Genomic DNA, 19083 nt, shown 5'->3' with positions numbered 1-19083 from the left:
ATCTTGCCGTCAGTCTTCACGCCAAGCACCCGACGAGGTGCACGGGATCGGTCGGCCGGATATTGGGCGGCCCGCCGAGAACAGAACGTCGATCCCGAGCGGGAACGATCAGTGGGAAGGAAACCATGACGATGAAGAAAGCCTCGATTCTGGCGTCCGTCGCCGTGCTGTCGCTGATGGCGGCGCAGGGCGCGTCTGCGGAAACCGCCGACAAGCGCATCGCCCTCTCCAACAACTATGCCGGCAATTCCTGGCGTCAGGCGATGCTGGAGAGCTGGCAGAAGGTCACGTCCGCGGCGGTCAAGAGCGGTGTCGTCGCCGCTGCCGACGCCTACACGACGGCCGAGAACCAGGCGACCGAGCAGGCCGCCCAGATCCAGAACCTCGTGCTCCAGGGCTACAACGCCATCGTCATCAACGCCGCTTCGCCGACCGCCCTCAACGGCGCCGTCAAGGAAGCCTGCGATGCGGGCGTGGTGGTGGTGTCGTTCGACGGCATCGTGACCGAGCCGTGCGCGTGGCGCGTCGCCGTCGACTTCAAGCGCATGGGCGGCATCCAGGTCGACTATCTCGCCAAGCGGCTGCCGGATGGCGGCAAGCTCCTGGAGATCCGCGGCCTGCCGGGCACCTCGGTCGACGAGGAAATCCACGCCGGCATCGACGCGGGCGTGAAGGCCCATCCGAATTTCTCGATCGCCTCGTCGGTTCAGGGCGACTGGACCCAGACCGTGGCCCAGAAGGCCGTGGCCGGCGTGCTGCCGAGCCTGCCGCCGATCGTCGGCGTCGTCACCCAGGGCGGCGACGGCTACGGCGCGGCCGAGGCCTTCAAGGCCGCTGGCCGTCCGACCCCCATCATCGTTCTCGGCAACCGCCAGGACGAGCTGCAGTGGTGGAAGGAACAGCGCGACGCCAACGGCTACGAGACCATGTCGGTCTCCATCGCGCCGGGCGTGTCCACCCTCGCGTTCTGGGTCGCCCAGCAGATCCTCGACGGCAAGCAGGTTCCGAAGGACCTGACGGTGCCGTTCCTGCAGATCGATCAGGCCGACCTCGACAACGCGCTGAAGACCACGCCCGCGGGCGGCGTCGCCAACGTCGAATATTCGCAGGCCGACGCCGAGAAGGTGATCGGCGGCGCGCACTGAGCCGCTTCGGACGATTTGTCCGCGCGCTCCTGACGGCACGCCGCGCCGGTCCTTGCGACCGGTTCGGCGACCGGCCCGGTGGCCGGCATGTTTCCTCCCAGCAGACTGCGGATCCGCGCCTTCGGGCGCGGGTCCGTCTTTTCCGCGACGATCCGACATCCGGGATCCGGCTTTCCGGGAGAATGATGGATGACTGAAACGCAGCCCGACCTCATCCGGCTCGCCGGCATCCGCAAGTCGTTCGGGGCCGTGATGGCGCTGCGCGGCGTCGATCTCACCATCCGCCGGGGCGAGTGCATCGGCCTCGTCGGCCACAACGGCGCCGGCAAGTCGACGCTGATGCAGGTGCTCGCCGGCACGCTGAAGCCCGACGAGGGCACGATCACCGTCTCCGGCCACGAGCCGGTGCGGGGCTACAGCGTCAGCGAGGCGCAGGGCTGGGGCGTGCGCTGCGTGTTTCAGGAGCTGTCGCTCTGCCCCAACCTGACGGTGGCGGAGAACGCCCGCATCCGCCACCCGTCCCTGAAGGGTCCGGGCTGGCGCCGGCGCGCCGCGAACCTCATCATCAGCGAACTCGACCGCATCTTCCCCGGCCACGGCATCCGGCCCGGCGATCTCGTCGGCGACCTGACCCTGGGGCGGCGGCAGATGGTGGAAATCGCCTCCACCTTCGCGGTTTCCTCCGGCCATCTCGATCTCATCATTCTCGACGAGCCGACCTCTTCCCTCGATCAGGTCGTCGCCCGCCAGCTTCTCGATCATGTCCGCCGCGCCACCGCCGGCGGGTGCAGCGTGATCCTGATCTCGCACATCCTCGGGGAGATCCTCTCCACCGCCGACCGCATGGTGGTGATGAAGGACGGCGGCGTGGTGGAGGCGAAGCCGGCGAGCGCCTACACGCGCGACTCGCTCGTGGCCGCGATGGGCACCATCGCCCACGACACCAGCCATCGCGCCGGCGATGCCCACGCGCCCGCCCCGGCCGCGGCCGGCAAGGCGGAGCGCAGCGGACCCGTCGTCGTCGAGGCTCGCCCGCCCCGCCAGCGCGGCGACCGCAAGCTCGTCGCCCGCAAGGGCGAGATCATCGGCCTCGGCGGCCTCGCCGGCCATGGCCAGACTTCGATGCTCGTTCTGGTGCACGATGCCGCCGGCCGCAGCGGCCGGGTCGCGACCGTCACCGGCAAGGTCGCCTTCGTGGCCGGCGACCGCCAGACCGACGGCGTGTTCCCGCTGTGGTCCATCGGCCGCAACGTCACCATCCGCTCGCTCGGCGCCATGCGCCGCTTCGGCCTGATCGATCCGCGCAAGGAACGCGAGATGGAGCAGCGCTGGAAGGACCGCATGGCGATCCGCACGCCGGACATGGACAACGGCATCCTCACGCTTTCCGGCGGCAACCAGCAGAAGGCGCTGTTCGCCCGCGCGCTCGCCTCCGACGCCGACATCATCCTGATGGACGATCCGATGCGCGGCGTCGACATCGGCACCAAGGAAGAAGTCTACCGCACCATCAAGGAGGAGGCGGCGCGCGGCCGCACCTTCCTCTGGTACACGACCGAATTCGAGGAACTGGAACACTGCGACCACGTCTACGTGTTCCGTACCGGCACCCTGGTCGCCGACCTGCCGCGCAGCGAGCTCAGCGAGGAACGGGTGCTGCAATCGTCGTTCGAGGAGGACGCGGCATGAGCACGCAGACCGGCGGGCACATCTCTTCCCCGGCCATCCGCATGCCGGCGCCCCGCGCGCTGCTGCCGATCGCCTCTCTCCTGATCCTGATCGCCGCCATCGCCTTCGTGCAGCCGAACGCCATCAGCTATTTCGGCTTCAACCTGATGCTGAACCTGGCGCTGCCGATCGCGTTCGCGACCATCGCGCAGCTCTGCGTCATCACGGTCAACGATCTCGATCTGTCCATCGGCAGCTTCGTCAGCTTCGTCGCCTGCATCGCGGCCACGGTGCTGAAGGACGAGCCGGCCCTCGGCGTCCTGATCCTCGCCGGCTGCATCGCCGTCTATGCGGCGGTCGGCGCGCTGGTGCACCTGCGCAACCTGCCCTCCATCGTCGTCACGCTGGGCATGTCGTTCGTGTGGCTAGGCGCTTCCGTGATGGTGCTGCCGATGCCCGGCGGCAGCGCGCCGGACTGGCTGCGCTTCATCATGAAGCTCAAGACCCCGGTGGTGCCGTTCGCCATCATCGCCGGCATCGTGCTCGCCCTCGTCGTGCATGTGGTGCTGATGCGCTCGGCCGCCGGCGCGGTGCTGCGCGGCACCGGCGGCAATCCGGCCGCCATCGCCCGGGCCGGCTGGTCGCTGCTGAAGGCCAAGATGACCATGTTCGCGCTCGCCGGCTTCTTCGGCGTGCTGAGCGGGCTGTCGCTGGTCGGCCTCACAACCTCGGCCGACGCCAACATCGCCCTGCGCTACACCCTGCTTTCCATCGCCGGCGTCATCCTCGGCGGCGGCGAGTTCGTCGGCGGCCGCGTCTCGCCCATCGGTGCCGTGATCGGCGCGATGACGCTGACGCTCGCCGGTTCGCTGCTTTCGTTCCTTCGCATCTCCCCGGACTGGCAGATCGGCGCCCAGGGCGCGATCCTGATCGTGGTACTGGCGCTGCGCGCCGTCGCCAACCGGCTCGAAGGAGCGCGCTGATGACGACCCATCCCACCGAAGCCCGGCAGACCGGCCTCCGGCCGGCGGGCTTCGCTCGCCAGGCCCCGGACCTGCCCCCCGACATGCGCACCCGTCTCGCCGCTTTCGCCCAACGCTCGCCGTGGGCGCTGTCGTTCGTCGCCGCGTTCCTGATCTTCGTGGCGACGACCACCTTCACCGCCGGCGTCGGTGCCGGCCAGATCGCGGCCACCGCCGCGACCTTCGCCGCCTTCTACGTGATCGCCGGCATCGGCCAGATGTTCGTGATCACGATGGGGCCGGGCAATGTCGATCTGTCGATCCCCTCGACCATCGCGCTCGCCGGCGCGGTCGCCATGAAGGTGATGGCGGGTTCCGACGCCATGATCCCGGTCGGCCTCGCCGCGGCGCTCGGAACCGGCATCGCGGTCGGCTGCTTCAACTACGCGCTGATACGCCTGCTCTCGATCCCGCCGATCATCGCCACGCTCTCCGGCAGCTTCATCGTCCAGTCGACGGCGATCTCCTACGGCCGCGGGCTCAACATCAAGCCGCCCCCGGCGTTCGCGAACTTCGCCACCGGCAACATCGCCGGCGTGCCGCTCATCGCCATCGCCACCGTTCTCGTCTGCCTCGTGATGACCGTGGTGCTGCATCGCACGGTGTTCGGCCGCTCGGTCACGGCCATCGGCCAGAACACCCGCGCCGCCAAGCTCGCGGGAATCCGGGTCGATTTCGTGCGCTTCGCGACCTACGTGCTCTCGGCGACACTCGCCGCGCTGTGCGGCGCCCTGCTCGCGGGCTTCTCCGGCGGCGCGTCGCTCAATATGGGCGAGGAATATCTGCTCGCCTCCATCGCGGTGGTGGTGATCGGCGGCACCTCGGTCTCCGGCGGGTTCTCGAACGTCGCCGGCCTGTGGGGCGCCGCGCTGTTCCTCTACCTGCTGGTGACGATGCTGAACACGTTCGGCGTCGGGTCTGGGCCGCGCCTGATCCTCACCGGCCTCATCATCATCGCCGCCATCACCCTCGCCGGAAATCGCAAAGCCGGCCGCGGCTGATCGCCGGCCGCGCATCCTCCGGCGGGACAGCCGCCGCGCAACCGCGCGGCCGGCACCGCTGCGTCCCCTCCCCGCGCCAGACACGAAGTGCCGCCATGCAAGCGTCCCCCATGCAAGCGTTTCCGTCTTCCACGCCCGCCCTGAAGGATCCGTTCGAGGTCATCGACCCGCGCTTCAGGCCGCTCACGCTGCTGCACACCCATCTCGACCTGCTGCACACCGGATGCCGGTGGGCCGAGGGGCCGGTGTGGTTCGGCGACCACAACTGCCTCGTCTGGAGCGACATTCCCGAGAACCGGATGCTGCGCTGGCATCCTGAAACCGGCGTCAGCGTGTTCCGCGCCGATTCCAACCACTCGAACGGCAACACCCGCGACCGGCAGGGCCGGCTCGTGACCTGCGAGCATGGCAAGCGCCGCGTCACCCGCACCGAACACGACGGCAGCATCACCGTCATCGCCGATTCCTATGGCGGGCGGCCGCTGAACGCCCCGAACGACGTCATCGTCCATTCCGACGGCGGCATCTGGTTCTCTGATCCGACCTACGGGATCATGGGCCACTACGAGGGCTTCCCGGCCGCGCAGGAACAGCCGACCCGCAACGTCTACCGCGTCGATCCGGCGACCGGCGAGATCGCGATCGTGGTCGACGATTTCACCCAGCCGAACGGGCTCGCCTTCTCCCCCGACGAGCGCACGCTCTATGTCGCGGATTCGAGCCGCAGCCACGATCCCGATGCCGGCCACCACATCCGCGCCTTCGACGTGGTCGACGGTCGCCGGCTCACCAACGGCCGCGTGTTCGCCGCCATCGAGCCTGGCCAGCCGGACGGAATGCGCGTCGACGTCGAGGGCAATGTCTGGACGAGCGCGCTCGACGGCGTTCACGTCTACGCGCCCGACGGAACGCTCCTCGGCAAGGTGCGCGTGCCGGAGACGGTCGCGAACCTCACCTTCGGCGGCCGCAAGCGCAACCGCCTGTTCATCGCCGCGACCACGTCGCTCTACGCCGTCTATGTTGGGACGCAGGGCGCCGTCTGACCGGCTGCCCACCGTCCACGCGGTCTCTCCGCGCCCGCCCTGCGGCGGGCCTTCGCGAGAGGTGAGGCCTGTTGCGAAAAAAAAGCAACAGAGATGGGAACCGGGCCGCTGGCCGCGCGTTTTGGCGTGTTGGCGGATGTGGGGAACGCACGCGATTCCAGCGGTCGAATGCGGCCGGCGGTGCCTGAGGCAGCGCCGCCGTTCCCGACACTCGCCTTTGAGTTGGCTGGCTGGCGCGGGGCGAGATGCACGACAACGCGAACGAGAGTAGAGAGTTCGCCCTCTACGTGGTTTTGATCGCCCTGACGGGCGCGATCTTCGTCGTCGATCTTCTGGTGCCGTTCGGAACGGCGGTTTGGATCGTCTATCTGCTGCCGCCGGTGCTCGCCTATCTGGCGTGGCGGCCGATCGTGCCGCCGCTGGCGGCCCTGGTGTCGACCATCGCGATCGCCATCGGCTTCCTCGCCGACCTGCCCTCGATCAGCAATGTCGGCATGGCGCAGATCAACCGGGCGATGGGCGTCTCGACGGTCTGGATTCTGGCGCTCATCGGCTATCACTTCGTGCGCAACAAGGTCGCGGTGCGCCGGGAGGAGTGGCTCCAGACTGCCCAGTCGGATCTTGCCCGCCGCATGATGGGCGACGTGCCGCCGGAAGTCCTGGCGGAGCGCATCTGCGCCTTTCTCGCGGAGCGGCTGGGTGCCCAGGCCGTGGCGTTCTTCGCCCGCGAGGACGACAGCTTCGTGCGGATCGCCGGCTACGGCATCCCCTCGGCGGCCCCCGTCCCGGTGCAGATCCGCCGTGGCGACGGCCTGATCGGCCAGGCCGCGATCGACAACCGCATCCTCACGCTCAGGAATGTGCCGGACAACTATCTCTATTTCGGCTCCTCGTTCGGCTTCGCCAAACCCGCCTCGCTGCTGATCGCGCCGACGCGCAAGGACAACGAGGCGAACGCCGTGATCGAACTCGGCTTCCCGAGACCCGTGTCGAAGGACGCGGCCGAGTTGCTGGAGCGGGTCGCCGGCAAGATGGGCATCGCGCTGCGCTCGGCGCAATACCGAACCCGCCTCGAAGACCTGCTGGAGGAGACCCGGCGGCAGTCGGAAGAGCTGCGCCGGCACGGCGAGGAACTCGCCGCCACCAACGAGGAACTGCAGGAGCAGAGCCGCGCGCTTCAGGATTCGCAGCAGCGGCTGGAGCGGCAGCAGGCCGAACTCGAGGAAGTGAACGCGCATCTGGAAGAGCAGACCCAGTTGCTCGAAGCCCAGCGCGACGACCTGACCCGCGCCCAGACCGCCCTTCGCGAGCACGCCCGGGACCTCGCGTCGGCAAGCCGGTACAAGTCCGAATTCCTCGCCAACATGTCCCACGAACTCAGGACCCCGCTCAACGCCCTCCTGATCATGGCGCGGCTTCTGGCGGAGAACCGCGGTGGCAACCTCAACGACGAACAGGTCGGTTACGCCCAGTTGATCGAGTCTTCAGGCAACGACCTGCTGACGCTGATCAACGATATCCTCGACCTGTCGAAGATCGAGGCGGGCAAGCTCGATCTCCAGCCGGGCGACGTCGCGCTGGGGCCGCTCGCCGAGAAGCTCGTCAGGGCGTTCCAGCCGCTCGGCGACGAGAAGGGGGTCGCCGTCAGGCTTGAACTCGCGCCGGACCTGCCGCCGACGCTCGAAAGCGACGGGCAGCGGCTCGAACAGGTGCTGAAGAACTTCCTGTCTAACGCGGTGAAGTTCACCGAGCGCGGCGAGGTGGTGCTGCGCATCGGCCAGGAGAACGACGGCCGCATCGCCTTCGCCGTCGAGGATTCCGGCATCGGCATCGCCGAGGAGGAACAGGCGGCGATCTTCGACGCCTTCCATCAGGCCGACGGCACCATCGACCGTCGTTATGGCGGCACCGGCCTCGGCCTGTCGATTTCCCGCGAACTCGCCAACCTGCTCGGAGGCGAGATCCGTCTGCGCAGCGCGCCGGGCGAAGGCAGCACCTTCACGATCGTGCTGCCGCGCCGGTTCGCCGGCCAGTCCGGCGGCGGCGGGCAGAGCACCGTCGTGGTGCAACCCCGCCCCGCCCGGACGCGCGAGGGCGGCGACCGGGGCGTCCCGGCCGGCGATCTGGCGGCCCAGCCGCCGCGGCCCGGCGTCGAGGACGACCGCCTGCAGCTCACCGCCGGCCGCCGCGTCATTCTCGTGGTGGAAGACGATCTCGCCTTCGCGCGCATCCTGCTCGACCTCGCCCACGAACTCGGTTTCCAGTGCATCGTCACCTCGACGGCCGATGACGGCGTGCTGGCCGCGCGGCAATATCTGCCGGATGCCGTCATCCTGGACATGGCGCTGCCCGACCACAGCGGTATGACCGTGCTGGAGCGGATGAAGCGCGACCTGCGCACGCGCCACATCCCGGTCCACGTCGTCTCCGTCGACGATTATACCGATACCGCCATGTCGCTCGGCGCGGTCGGCTACATGCTGAAGCCGGTCAAGCGGGAGGAACTGGCGCAGGCGCTTGAGCGGCTCGAAAGCCGGCTGACGCAGCCGTTGCGGCGCGTGCTGATCGTGGAGGACGACCCGGCGCAGCGGCAGGGCCTCGGCGAACTCCTGGCCGCCAAGGACGTCGAGACCATCGGCTCGGCGACCGCCGCCGAGGCGCTGGACCGGCTGCGGCGCGAGACCTTCGACTGCATGGTGCTCGACATGACGCTGCCCGATGCATCGGGCTTCGACCTGCTGGACCGGCTGAACGAGGACGAGGAAGCCGCCTTCCCGCCGGTGATCGTCTACACCGCCCGCGAGCTTTCGCCGGACGAGGAGCTGCGGCTGCGCCGCTATTCGAAATCGATCATCATCAAGGGCGCAAAGTCGCCCGAGCGGCTGATCGACGAGGTCACGCTGTTCCTGCACCAGGTCGTCGCCGACCTGCCGGAGCGCCAGCGGCGGATGCTGGCGACCTCCCTCAACCGCGACGCCCTGCTCGACGGCCGCCGCATCCTCGTGGTGGAGGACGACGTGCGCAACGTCTTCGCGATCACCAGCATCTTCGAGCCCCACGGCGCCAGGGTGCAGATCGCGCGCAACGGCCGCGAGGCGCTGGAGGCGCTGGACCGCGCCGGCAGCGGCGTCGCGCCGGCCATCGACCTCGTGCTGATGGACGTGATGATGCCGGAGATGGACGGGCTGACCGCCGTGCGGGAGATCCGCGCGCGCCCGGCGTGGAAGTCGCTTCCCGTGATCATGCTCACCGCCAAGGCCATGGCCGACGATCACGAGCGGTGCCTCGCGGCGGGCGCGAACGACTATCTCGCCAAGCCGCTCGACGTCGACAAGCTGCTGTCGCTCACCCGCGTGTGGATGCCGCGATGACCGTCCCCCTGCCGATGTCCTCCCCCAGGCCGAACGCCCCCGACCCGGTCGAAGCCATCGAACTCGACCTGCTGCTGGAGGCGATCCACCGGCGTTATCATTATGATTTCCGCTCCTATTCCCGCCCGTCCTTGCGCCGCCGTGCCGACCTGCTGCGGCGCAGGCTCGATTGCGCGACCCTGTCGGACGTGCAGTCGCGGCTCTTGCGCGAGCCCGAGCTGCTGCCGGTCATGACCGATTGCATGACCGTGCAGGTGAGCGAGATGTTCCGCGATCCCCGCTATTTCCGTACCCTGCGGGAGAAGGTCATCCCGCATCTGCGCACCTTTCCGTCCCTGAAGGTCTGGGTCGCCGGGTGCAGCGCCGGAGAGGAACTCTATTCGCTGGCGATCCTGTTCCGCGAGGAGGGCCTGGAGTCCCGCACCCTGTTCTACGCGACCGAGATCAACCCGTCGGCGCTCGCCCGCGCCGAAGCCGGCATCTTCGACCTCGACCGCATTCCCCTGTTCACGTCCAACCACCAGAAGTCCGGCGGGCGCTCCTCCCTCTCCGACTATTACACCGCCGCCTACGGCGCCGCCGTGTTCGACAAGTCGCTCAGGGCGCGCACCGTGTTCGCCGAGCACAGCCTTGCCTGCGACGCGGTGTTCTCCGAGGTGCACCTCGTCTCCTGCCGCAACGTGCTGATCTATTTCGACCAGCCGCTTCAGGATCGCGCCGTCGCGCTGTTCAGGGAATCGCTCGCCCACGGCGGTTTCCTCGGGCTCGGCATGAACGAGAGCCTGCGCTTCTCCGGTCATGCCGATGCCTTCACCCCCTTCGCCAGCGAGGATCGCATCTATCGCCGCTCAGCGATGGTGCCGAACCGGGAGGCCCGCCATGTCGCCGCCTGACCCCATCAAGTTCCTGCTGGTCGACGACATCGAGGAAAATCTCCGCGCCCTCGAAGCCCTGCTGCGGCGCGACGGCCTCATCCTCATCAAGGCGCGTTCGGGCATGGAAGCCCTTGAGCTGCTGCTCGAGCACGAGTTCGCGCTGGCGCTGCTCGACGTGCAGATGCCGGGGATGGACGGCTTCGAACTCGCCGAGCTGATGCGCGGCACGGAGCGCACGCGGGGCGTGCCGATCATCTTCGTCACCGCCGCGGCGACCGACGAGGGCCGGCGTTTCCGCGGCTACGAGGCGGGCGCGGTCGATTTCATCTACAAGCCGATCGATCCGCTGATCCTCAAGACGAAGGCGCAGGTTTTCTTCGACATCGCCCGCCAGCATCGCCTGCTGGCGCGGCAGAAGGAGGAGATCGCCCGAGGCGCGGCTGAGTTGCGCACGGCGCTCGACCGCCTTCAGGCCCACACCGACAATTCCCCCCTCGCCATCGTGGAATTCGACGACGGGCTGCGCCTGACGGCGTGGTCCAAGGGCGCGGAGCGGATGTTCGGTTGGACATCGGCGAACATGATCGGGCACCGGCTCGACGAACTGGGCTGGGTGCCCGAAGCCTGCGTCGGCCGGCTGACGGAGATGTTCCGCGCCACCTTGGCCGATGCCTCGCACAGCCGTGGCCACGACGAGGTCCGCTGCCGCACCCGCGACGGCGCGATGCTGGACTGCGAGTGGTACAGCTCCGTGCTGCGCCGTCCGGACGGTTCGGCGATCTCGCTCAGCGTGCAGATCCTCGACGTCACCGCCCGCCACAAGGCGGAGGCGACGCAGAAGCTGCTGATCGGCGAACTGAACCACCGCGTGAAGAACACGCTCGCCAACGTTCAGGCCATCGCGACGCAGACGCTGCGCTACACCCGCAGCCCGGAGCAGTTCTCGGCCACCTTCACCGGCCGCATCCAGGCGCTGTCGCGCGTGCACTCCATGTTGAGCAGCACCACGTGGCAGGGCGCCAGCCTGGCCGAACTCGTGCACGACCAGCTCGACCTCGGCGTCATCGATGCCGACCGGCTCTCGGTCTCCGGGCCGGAGGTCAAGCTCTCGCCGCAGACGGCGCTGCGGCTGGCGCTCATCCTGCACGAGCTGTTCACCAACGCCGTCAAGTACGGCGCGTTCTCCACCGCCGCCGGCAATGTCGCGCTCCTCTGGACGGTGGAGGGCGACAGGCTCGCGCTGCGCTGGCAGGAGACCGGGGGGCCGCGTGTGCAGGCGCCGACCAAGCGGGGCTTCGGCTCCACCCTGATCGAGAACAGCCTGAAGTCGGACGGCGGCGCGGCCACGGCGAGCTATCGCGGCGACGGCGTGGTCTGGGATCTCACCATGCCGCTCGATTCCCCGGAGGCCATCAACATGCGTGACCCTGACAATGCCTCCGACAGCACCCGCCACGGAGCGCCCGCCCAGACGGCGGCGACGGGCATCGAGGGCCGCTCCTTTCTCGTGGTGGAGGACGAGCCCCTGGTCGCGCTCGACCTCGTCTGCGTCCTGGAGGATGCCGGCGCTTCCGTCTGCGGCCCGGCCGGCACGGTCGCCGAGGCGCTGGAGCTGATCGAGAGCGCGACCTTCGATGCCGCCTTCCTCGACGGCAACCTGCACGGCGCGGCGGTCGACGAGGTGGCCGCGGCGCTGACGCGGCGCGGCATCCGCTTCGCCTTCGTCAGCGGCTACGGCCGGCAGAACCTGCCCCAGGCGTTCGCCAGCGCCCCGGTGGTCGGCAAGCCGTTTACGCCGCGGCAGATCATGGAGGAAGCCGCGCGGCTGACCGCGGCGCCGGGCAACGTGGTGCGGCTGCGCGCGGGCGAGCAGGGCTGAGGAACTTCTCGCCCCTCCCCTTCCCTTGCCCCTCCCCTTGCCCCTCCCCGTCCGCCGCGCGGGATCAGCCCGGCCGGCCGACGAAGCGCCGGATCGCCGCGAAGGCCTCCTCGCCTTCGGGCAGGAGCCGGGGGAAGAAATAGAAGCCGTGCGGCATGCGCGGGCCGACCGTCAGGTGCACCTCGCGCCCCGCCGCGGCCAGTTTGTCGGCGAAGGCCCTGTTGTCGTCGATGACGGGATCGACCTCGCCGGCGACGATCAGCGTGCGCGGATAGGCGCCGAGGTCGCCGAGCGCGGGACTCACGTGCGGATGCGACCACAGGGCGTGGCGCACCACATAGGCGCCGCGGATGTACCCGACGAACGCGGTGTCGTAGACGATGCCGAGCGGCGCCAGCCGTTCGAACGAGGCGTAGCGCTCGACGTTGAAATCCGTGATCGGGCACAGCAGGATCACGCCTTCCGGCGGTGCCGCGCCTTCGTCCCGGGCCTTGTGCGGCAGGGCCGCGGCGAGATTGGCGCCTGCGGAATCGCCCCCTGCCAGGATGCGGGATGCATCGCCGCCGATCTCGTTTGCGTTGGCCCGAAGCCACGAGAATACGGCGAAGACATCCTCCAGCCCGCTCGGGAACGGCCATTCCGGTGCCAGCCGGTAATTGACGCTGACGACGATAAGGCCGGTCTCGTCGGCGATGCGGCTGGTGATGTAGGCCGTGTCCTCCGAGGCACCGACCGTGAAGCCGCCGCCGTGCAGATAGACCAGCACCGGCCGGTCGCGGCGTGGGCCGGGCGCGGCGAACAGCTGGCAGCGGATGGGGCCGGCCGGCGACGGCACCACCAGCGGCTCGACGGCGACATGCGGGTAAAGCTCCGCCGCGCCGGGCGGCGGCAGGTCCGGATCGAGCGGCTCGCCCTGACCGATATAGCCGCTGCGGACCGAGCCGATCATCAGCTGGCGCAAGGTCAGCGGCGAGCGCAGGTGCGACAGCAGGCGGAAATAGGGCGCCGCCGGGTCGGCGCCGTCGATGGTCGAGAGGCCCGGTCCGCCGGGCAGCTGGTCGACGAAGGGCACGTCGGCAGTCGGTTCGTCGGTCAAGGCGTCTCTCCCCGTGAGATTTTTCCGCCATCGAACGCCGCCAAAGCAGGGTCCGGGCGCCTTTGCTCGTGCGCCGCCGACCGCCCCCGGCCGGGAAAATCAGTTCAGCATGAAGCTGATGGTGATGGCGTTGGCGATGTCGATGAAGAAGGCCGATACCAGCGGCAGAATGATGAACGCCGTCGGCGCCGGCCCGTTGGCCTTCGTCACGGCGGTCATGTTGGCGATGGCGGTCGGCGTCGCGCCGAGGCTGATGCCGGTGAAGCCGGCCGAGAGCACGGCGGCCTGATAATTGCGACCCATCAGCGGGAACACCACCAGCAGGATGAAGGCGACCGCCCCCACCGTCTGGATCGCCAGCACCGCGACGAGCGCGGGGCCGAGGCCGCCCAGCGTCCAGAGCTGCATGCTCATCAGCGACATCGCCAGGAACACGTTCAGCGACAGGTCCGAGATCAGCGCCAGCGCGCGGGTCCGCGTCGGCCAGGCGAGGCGCGGAAAGATCCGCGGCAGGGTGTTGGTGAGCACGATCGCCACCAGCAGGCAGACCACGAACAGCGGCAGCTTGATGCTGGTCTCCGCGAGCACCAGCGTGTCGAGCGCGTAGCCGATCAGGATCGCGACATTGAGCACGAGCACCGTGCTGAGAATGTCGACGTGGGTGACCTTGTCGTTGCGCGACGTGCCGTCCTGCGCGTCGAGGCCGATGACGGGTTCCGGGTCAGTGGCAGGCCCGGTCAGCCTGAAGCGCTTCAGCAGGAAGCCGGCGATGGGGCCGCCGGCAAGGCTCGCCAGCACGAGGCCCAGGGTGGCGGAGGCGATGCCGATCTCCAGCGCATTGGGCAGGCCGAAGCGCTCGGCGATCAGCGGCGCCCAGGCGATGGTGGTGCCGTGGCCGCCGACGAGCGACACCGAGCCGAGCAGCGGCGCCACGCCCTCCGGCAGGCCGAGCAGCGCCGAGGAGCCGATCGCGATGACGTTCTGCAGCACGAGATAGACCAGCGTCAGCAGCAGCAGCGTCACCAGCGGCCACCCTCCCGCGACGAGATCGCCGAGCCGCGCATTGAGGCCGATGCCGGTGAAGAAATAGAGCAGCAGCACGTCGCGGGCGCCGAGGTCGAACGACACTGCGCGGCCGAACGCCTCATAGATCACAAGCGTCGCGACCGCGGCGATCAGGCCGCCGGTCACCGCCTCGGGAATGTTCCAGCGCCGCAGTGGCGCGAAGGCGCGGTTGAGGCCGGAGCCCAGAAAGAACACCACGATCGAGATGGTGAAGGTGAGAAAGCCCGGAACGGCGAGGGCGGCCGGTATCATGCGCGTCTTTCTTCAAGGCAGGGAACCCGGCGCCAGCATGACGGCACACGGCTGCGGTCGCAAGGCCGCGCGCCGTGCGTCCGCTCCCCGTCGCGAAGAGGCGGTCAGAAAGCAGCCGGCAGCGACACGCCCCAGGTCCGGATCCGCTCATACACGTCGTTGTAGCGCCGTGCCGACTGAAGCCAGTTGATCTGCCTGCTCATGGCGTTGCGCCGCATCGCGAGCAGCGTCTTCTTGACCGAGAAGCTGTCGAAGGCGCGCGACACCGCCTCCATCAGGCCGCTGCAGGACAGCTCGGAAAACAGGAACCCGGTCACGCCGTCCTCGATGGTGTCCACGAGCCCGCCGGTGCGATAGGCGATGGGAAGCGAGCCGTAGCGCTGCGCGAACATCTGGCTGAGACCGCAGGGTTCGAAGCGCGACGGCATCAGCAGGAAGTCGCTGCCGGCGAACAGCCGCCGCGCCTCCGCCTCGTCGAAGCCGATCCTGACGCCGACCTGCCCGGGATGGCGCTCGGCGAGCCGCCTGAGCGCGTCTTCCAGCAACGGCTCTCCCTGCCCGGTCACGGCGATCTGGCCGCCCTGCTCGACGATCTTCTCGGCGGCCTCGATCGCGAGATCGATGCCCTTCTGCTGCACGAGCCGGGAGATGATCGCGAACAGGGGCCCCTGGGACACGCCGAGGCGGAAGGCCTCGCGGGTTTCCACCGCATTGAGCCTCCTGCCCTGGAGGTTGCGGCGGTCGAAATGCCCGGCGAGCGAGGGATCCCGGCTGGCATCCCAGCTCTCGTCGACGCCGTTGAGGATGCCGCTCAGGCGGTTCTGGCTTTCCCGCACGCGCAACAGACCCTCGAAGCCGCAGCCGAACTCGGGCGTGGTGATCTCCCGGGCATAGGTCGCGCTGACGGTGGTGACGTGCGAGGCATAGTAGATGCCGGCCTTGAGGAACGACATCTTGCCGTAGAACTCGATGCCCTCCATCCGGAAGGCCTGTTCCGGCACGCCGATGGAGGCCATGCGCGCGGCGTCGAACAGCCCCTGATAGGCCAGATTGTGGACGGTGAACACGGTCGGCACCGGCGTCCGGTGCCATGCGAGGTAGCCCGCGGTGAGGCCCGCCGGCCAGTCGTTCAGGTGCAGAACGTCCGGCCGCCAGCCGATATCGGCCACACCGCGGGCGATCTCGGCCGCCGCCAGACTGAGCCGTGCGAAGCGGATGTGGTTGTCGTCCCAGTCGGTGCCCCGGCCGTCGCCGTAGGGCGTTCCGTCCCGCTCGAAGAGTTCCGAGCACAGCACGACATAGACCACCAGGCCGTCCGCCATGTCCATCCGGCCGATCGTGCAGCCGGGCAGATCCCAGGCCGGCGGGAGGCGTGCGACCTCGGTGATCCGGCGTCCGGCGACGACCTGGCGATAGCCGGGGATGAGGACGCGGATGTCGTTGGTCTGGCGCAGTGCGCGGGGAAGCGCCGTCGAGACCTCGCCGAGGCCCCCGACCTTCACGAAGTCCGCCATCTCGGGCGTGACGAAAAGGAGCTTCGGAACGCGCTCCTCGAGATCGATGCGGCGCGCGCTCGCGGCGGGAACGGCGGTCGACTTCCAGTAATGCGGGCGCGAGGCGCCCGCGTCCGCGACTTGGGACGGCAAAGCCTGGGGCTGCAGAGCCTGTGGGCGCAAGGCCTGGTGCCGCAAGGCTTGGGGCTGCAAGGCCTCAGATTGCAAGGCTTGGGGCTGCAAGGCATGGGGGCGCAAGTGCAACACGGGATCCGCGAGCCTCCGGACGATCGATGCGAGGATACGACTTGCGTTCCGCAAGCTGCCGGAACCGGCCCGCTGCGCGAGATGCGTGTGGCCGAAGGTTCATGCGGCTGAGGATGCTGCGCCCTACCAACAAGGCGGGGCATCCCAGGTTCCCCGTTCGTCTTCCGTCGACCGAATTCGTCCTCGCTCCGGCGACGGGGTGAGCGCGCAACGGCCGCGCCTGATCTCGTCCCGAGACTACCGCCCGTTGAAGGCAGCATTCGGACCGTCGCGGAACAATCGCAGCAAAGCGCCCGTTCGTCGGTCGGGTCCCCGATCCGCCGTCAGCAGACGGTTCTGACCATCACAACGGCACGTCCGTCGCGACACGTCGGCCGGCGTCTGCCGCATGGGAGGTTTTGATGTTCTACACCGACGGAAAACTGCAATATCCGGTCCGCGTCGACAAGCCGAACGCCGTCTTTGCCCGGGCCCTGCAACAGGCGATCGGTGGCGTCGAGGGTGAAATTCGCGTCGCCATGCAATACATGTTTCAGGCATTCGGCGCGCGCGGGCCGGCAAAATACCGCGACATGCTGCTGAATACCGCGACGGAAGAGCTCGGCCACATCGAAATGCTGGCCACGGCCGTCGCGCTCAATCTGGAGACCGCGCCGCTGTCCCTGCAGGAGGAGGTCGCCGCCGATCCCATGGGCGGCGCCGTGCTGAACGGCATGGACTTCCGCCACCTGCTGTCGACCGGCCTCGCAGCGCTTCCCGCCGATGCGAACGGCGTGCCGTTCAACGCCTCTCATGTCTATGCGTCGGGCAACATCGCCGCCGACATGTATGCCAACGTCACGGCGGAAGCGTCCGGCCGCGTTCTTGCGGTGCGGCTCTACAACATGACGGACGATCCCGGCATGAAGGACATGCTGTCGTTCCTGATCGCTCGCGATACCATGCACCAGCAGCAATGGCTTGCGGCCATCGAGGAACTCGGCGGTTCGGCGGCGCTGCCGATCCCGGACAGTTTTCCGCAGGAGAAGGAGAACGGCGAGTTCTCCTATGTCTATCTCGGCCACATGGCCGATGGATCGATCCCTGAGGGCCGCTGGTCGTCGGGCTCCACCATCGACGGCCGCGCGGAGTTCACGAGCGAGGTCTCGAAGCCCCTCGGCGGCAAGCCCGACCTCGCGCCGCCCCGGCCGGACAGCGGCGCCCAGTCCGACCAGATCGCCAAGGGCTGACGAGATCGCGAAGGGCTGACCAGATCGTCAGGAACTGACGGAACCGGCAGGATCCGCGTGGAACGTAAAGCGTCGAGGCCCGGGCTCCGGCCCGGGCCTCTTTTTTTAAGTCCCGTCGGAAGATCATCAGCCGCAATCTGGCTTGGCGGCCTCTTCATTCGTGAGCCTGTCGGTTCTATGCGTTTAGTTCTGGGCGCGCCGGCTTATCTTTCCGCACGCCGTCTTGACAGTTTCGATGACATCGCCCCGACTTTGTATTTAAAGTAATTACAATATATTCTGATTGACAGTCTTTTTAATCGCGCCCAATCATCCTGAATTGAAGAGATGGGGCTCTTTTACAGAGATTAATGTATGTCCAGCAATGATTATTCGCCTTCCTCCGGCGGAACGGCCTCCGTGCGTCTGACCCGCCGGTCCGCCCTGATGGCCTATCTCGCCATCATGGGACCGGGCCTCGTGGTCATGCTCGCCGACACCGACGCCGGCAGCCTGATCACGGCGGCGCAGAGCGGCGCGCAGTGGGGCTACACGCTGCTGTCGGCGCAGGTTATCCTGATTCCGATCGTCTTCATGGTGCAGGAGCTGACGATCCGGCTCGGCGTCGTCACCGGCAAGGGCCACGGCGAACTCATCGAATCCCATTTCGGCCGCGGCTGGGCGTGGCTGTCGGTCTCGACGCTGGTCGTCGCGTGCGCCGGCGCCATCGTCTGCGAGATGAGCGGCATCGCCGGGGTCGGGTTGATGTGGGGCATCCCGATGTGGGCCTCGACCGGGGCCGTCACGCTGTTTCTCGTCATCATGGTGCTGACGGGGTCCTATCTCCGCGTGGAGCGCATCGCCATCGGCGTCGGGCTGTTCGAGCTCGTGTTCCTCGTCACCATGTTCATGTCGAGCCCGGATCCGAGCCAGGTGATGGCGGGGCTGAAGAACTTCCCCGTGTCGGATTCCAACTATCTTTTCCTGGTCGCCGCCAATATCGGCGCGGTCGTCATGCCCTGGATGATCTTCTACCAGCAGTCGGCGGTGGTGGACAAAGGTCTCACGGTCGAACATCTGCGCCACTCCCGCATCGATACCGCGGTGGGCTCCGTCATCACCCAGCTCGTGATGATCGCGATGCTGGTCACCACCGCGGCCACGCTCTGGGCGAACCAGGAGGGTGGCGTCGACCTCAACACCGTCGAGCAGATCAGCGACGCCATCACGCCCCATCTCGGCTACGATGCCGGGCGCATCCTGTTCTCGCTCGGTATCGTCGGGGCGTCGCTGGTCGCCGCCATCGTCGTCAGCCTGACCGCCGCGTGGGGCATGGGCGAGATCACCGGCTACCGCCGCAGCCTCGGCGACGGGGTGAAGCAGGCGCCCTGGTTCTACGTGGTCTATGCCGTGGTGCTGGTGATCGGCGTCTCGGTCGTGCTGTCCGGCGCCAACCTGATCGACGTCAACATCTTCGTCCAGGTGCTGAATGCGCTGCTGCTGCCGGTGGTGCTCGGCTTCCTCGTGCTGCTGTCGCAGCGCGCGCTGCCGGAGCCCTATCGCCTGAAGGGACGCTATGCGGTCGTCGTCTGGAGCGTGACGGGCGTGATGTGCGCGCTCGGCGTCTATTCCGGCATCGCCGGCCTGTTCCAGTCCTGAACGGCATCCGCCTGAATCCGGCGTAAAGGCAATGGCGGG

At 68.3% G+C, this 19083-nt stretch carries 13 protein-coding genes; 10 read left to right on the top strand and 3 right to left on the bottom strand.

Annotated elements, in window-relative coordinates; all coding sequences use genetic code 11:
- The first annotated feature begins 131 nt into the window (after nucleotides 1-131).
- The 8 genes from BUF17_RS15105 to BUF17_RS15070 all read left to right on the top strand — a co-directional run bounded on the left by BUF17_RS15105 (nucleotide 132) and on the right by BUF17_RS15070 (nucleotide 12004).
- Nucleotides 132-1145 carry an ABC transporter substrate-binding protein gene (locus BUF17_RS15105; protein ID WP_428977656.1) on the top strand — a complete coding sequence of 338 codons (1014 nt, stop codon included), beginning with the start codon at nucleotides 132-134 and terminating at the stop codon, nucleotides 1143-1145.
- Nucleotides 1146-1334: 189 nt separating this feature from the next.
- Nucleotides 1335-2834, top strand: a complete 1500-nt coding sequence (locus BUF17_RS15100; RefSeq protein ID WP_073630176.1) for a sugar ABC transporter ATP-binding protein — start codon at nucleotides 1335-1337, stop codon at nucleotides 2832-2834.
- Nucleotides 2831-3796, top strand: a complete 966-nt coding sequence (locus BUF17_RS15095; RefSeq protein ID WP_073630174.1) for an ABC transporter permease — start codon at nucleotides 2831-2833, stop codon at nucleotides 3794-3796. The genes BUF17_RS15100 and BUF17_RS15095 overlap by 4 nt, the downstream gene beginning before the upstream one ends.
- Before the next feature lie 83 nt (nucleotides 3797-3879).
- Nucleotides 3880-4836, top strand: coding sequence for an ABC transporter permease (locus BUF17_RS15090; protein ID WP_073630626.1), 957 nt, complete (start codon nucleotides 3880-3882; stop codon nucleotides 4834-4836).
- A gap of 110 nt (nucleotides 4837-4946) precedes the next feature.
- Nucleotides 4947-5879, top strand: a complete 933-nt coding sequence (locus BUF17_RS15085; RefSeq protein WP_073630172.1) for an SMP-30/gluconolactonase/LRE family protein — start codon at nucleotides 4947-4949, stop codon at nucleotides 5877-5879.
- A gap of 245 nt (nucleotides 5880-6124) precedes the next feature.
- Complete coding sequence (locus tag BUF17_RS15080; protein ID WP_073630170.1) at nucleotides 6125-9250, top strand: response regulator; 3126 nt, start codon at nucleotides 6125-6127, stop codon at nucleotides 9248-9250.
- Nucleotides 9247-10143 carry a CheR family methyltransferase gene (locus BUF17_RS15075; RefSeq protein WP_244530904.1) on the top strand — a complete coding sequence of 299 codons (897 nt, stop codon included), beginning with the start codon at nucleotides 9247-9249 and terminating at the stop codon, nucleotides 10141-10143. The genes BUF17_RS15080 and BUF17_RS15075 overlap by 4 nt, the downstream gene beginning before the upstream one ends.
- A complete protein-coding gene (locus tag BUF17_RS15070; protein WP_073630168.1) occupies nucleotides 10130-12004 on the top strand; it encodes a response regulator in 1875 nt (624 codons plus the stop codon). The genes BUF17_RS15075 and BUF17_RS15070 overlap by 14 nt, the downstream gene beginning before the upstream one ends.
- A gap of 64 nt (nucleotides 12005-12068) precedes the next feature.
- Here the strand turns inward: BUF17_RS15070 and BUF17_RS15065 are convergent, their stop codons facing one another.
- The 3 genes from BUF17_RS15065 to glgA form a co-directional block, all read right to left on the bottom strand.
- Entirely contained in the window at nucleotides 12069-13100 is a 1032-nt protein-coding gene (locus BUF17_RS15065) for an alpha/beta hydrolase (protein ID WP_073630166.1), read from the bottom strand.
- 99 nt (nucleotides 13101-13199) lie between these two features.
- Nucleotides 13200-14417, bottom strand: coding sequence for a sodium/glutamate symporter (gene gltS, locus BUF17_RS15060; RefSeq protein WP_073630164.1), 1218 nt, complete (start codon nucleotides 14415-14417; stop codon nucleotides 13200-13202).
- 104 nt (nucleotides 14418-14521) lie between these two features.
- Complete coding sequence (gene glgA / locus BUF17_RS15055; RefSeq protein ID WP_244530918.1) at nucleotides 14522-15931, bottom strand: glycogen synthase GlgA; 1410 nt, start codon at nucleotides 15929-15931, stop codon at nucleotides 14522-14524.
- 647 nt (nucleotides 15932-16578) lie between these two features.
- Between glgA and BUF17_RS15050 the strand changes: the two genes are divergently transcribed.
- The gene (locus BUF17_RS15050; protein WP_073630160.1) at nucleotides 16579-17406 is read left to right on the top strand and encodes a manganese catalase family protein; all 828 of its coding nucleotides are present in this window, start codon (nucleotides 16579-16581) and stop codon (nucleotides 17404-17406) included.
- A gap of 354 nt (nucleotides 17407-17760) precedes the next feature.
- Nucleotides 17761-19044, top strand: a complete 1284-nt coding sequence (locus BUF17_RS15045) for an NRAMP family divalent metal transporter (RefSeq protein ID WP_073630158.1) — start codon at nucleotides 17761-17763, stop codon at nucleotides 19042-19044.
- Nucleotides 19045-19083 lie beyond the last annotated feature (39 nt).

The sequence above is a fragment of the Pseudoxanthobacter soli DSM 19599 genome (assembly GCF_900148505.1).
Lineage (GTDB): Bacteria > Pseudomonadota > Alphaproteobacteria > Rhizobiales > Segnochrobactraceae > Pseudoxanthobacter > Pseudoxanthobacter soli.
This window is presented reverse-complemented; position numbering and strand designations above follow the sequence as displayed.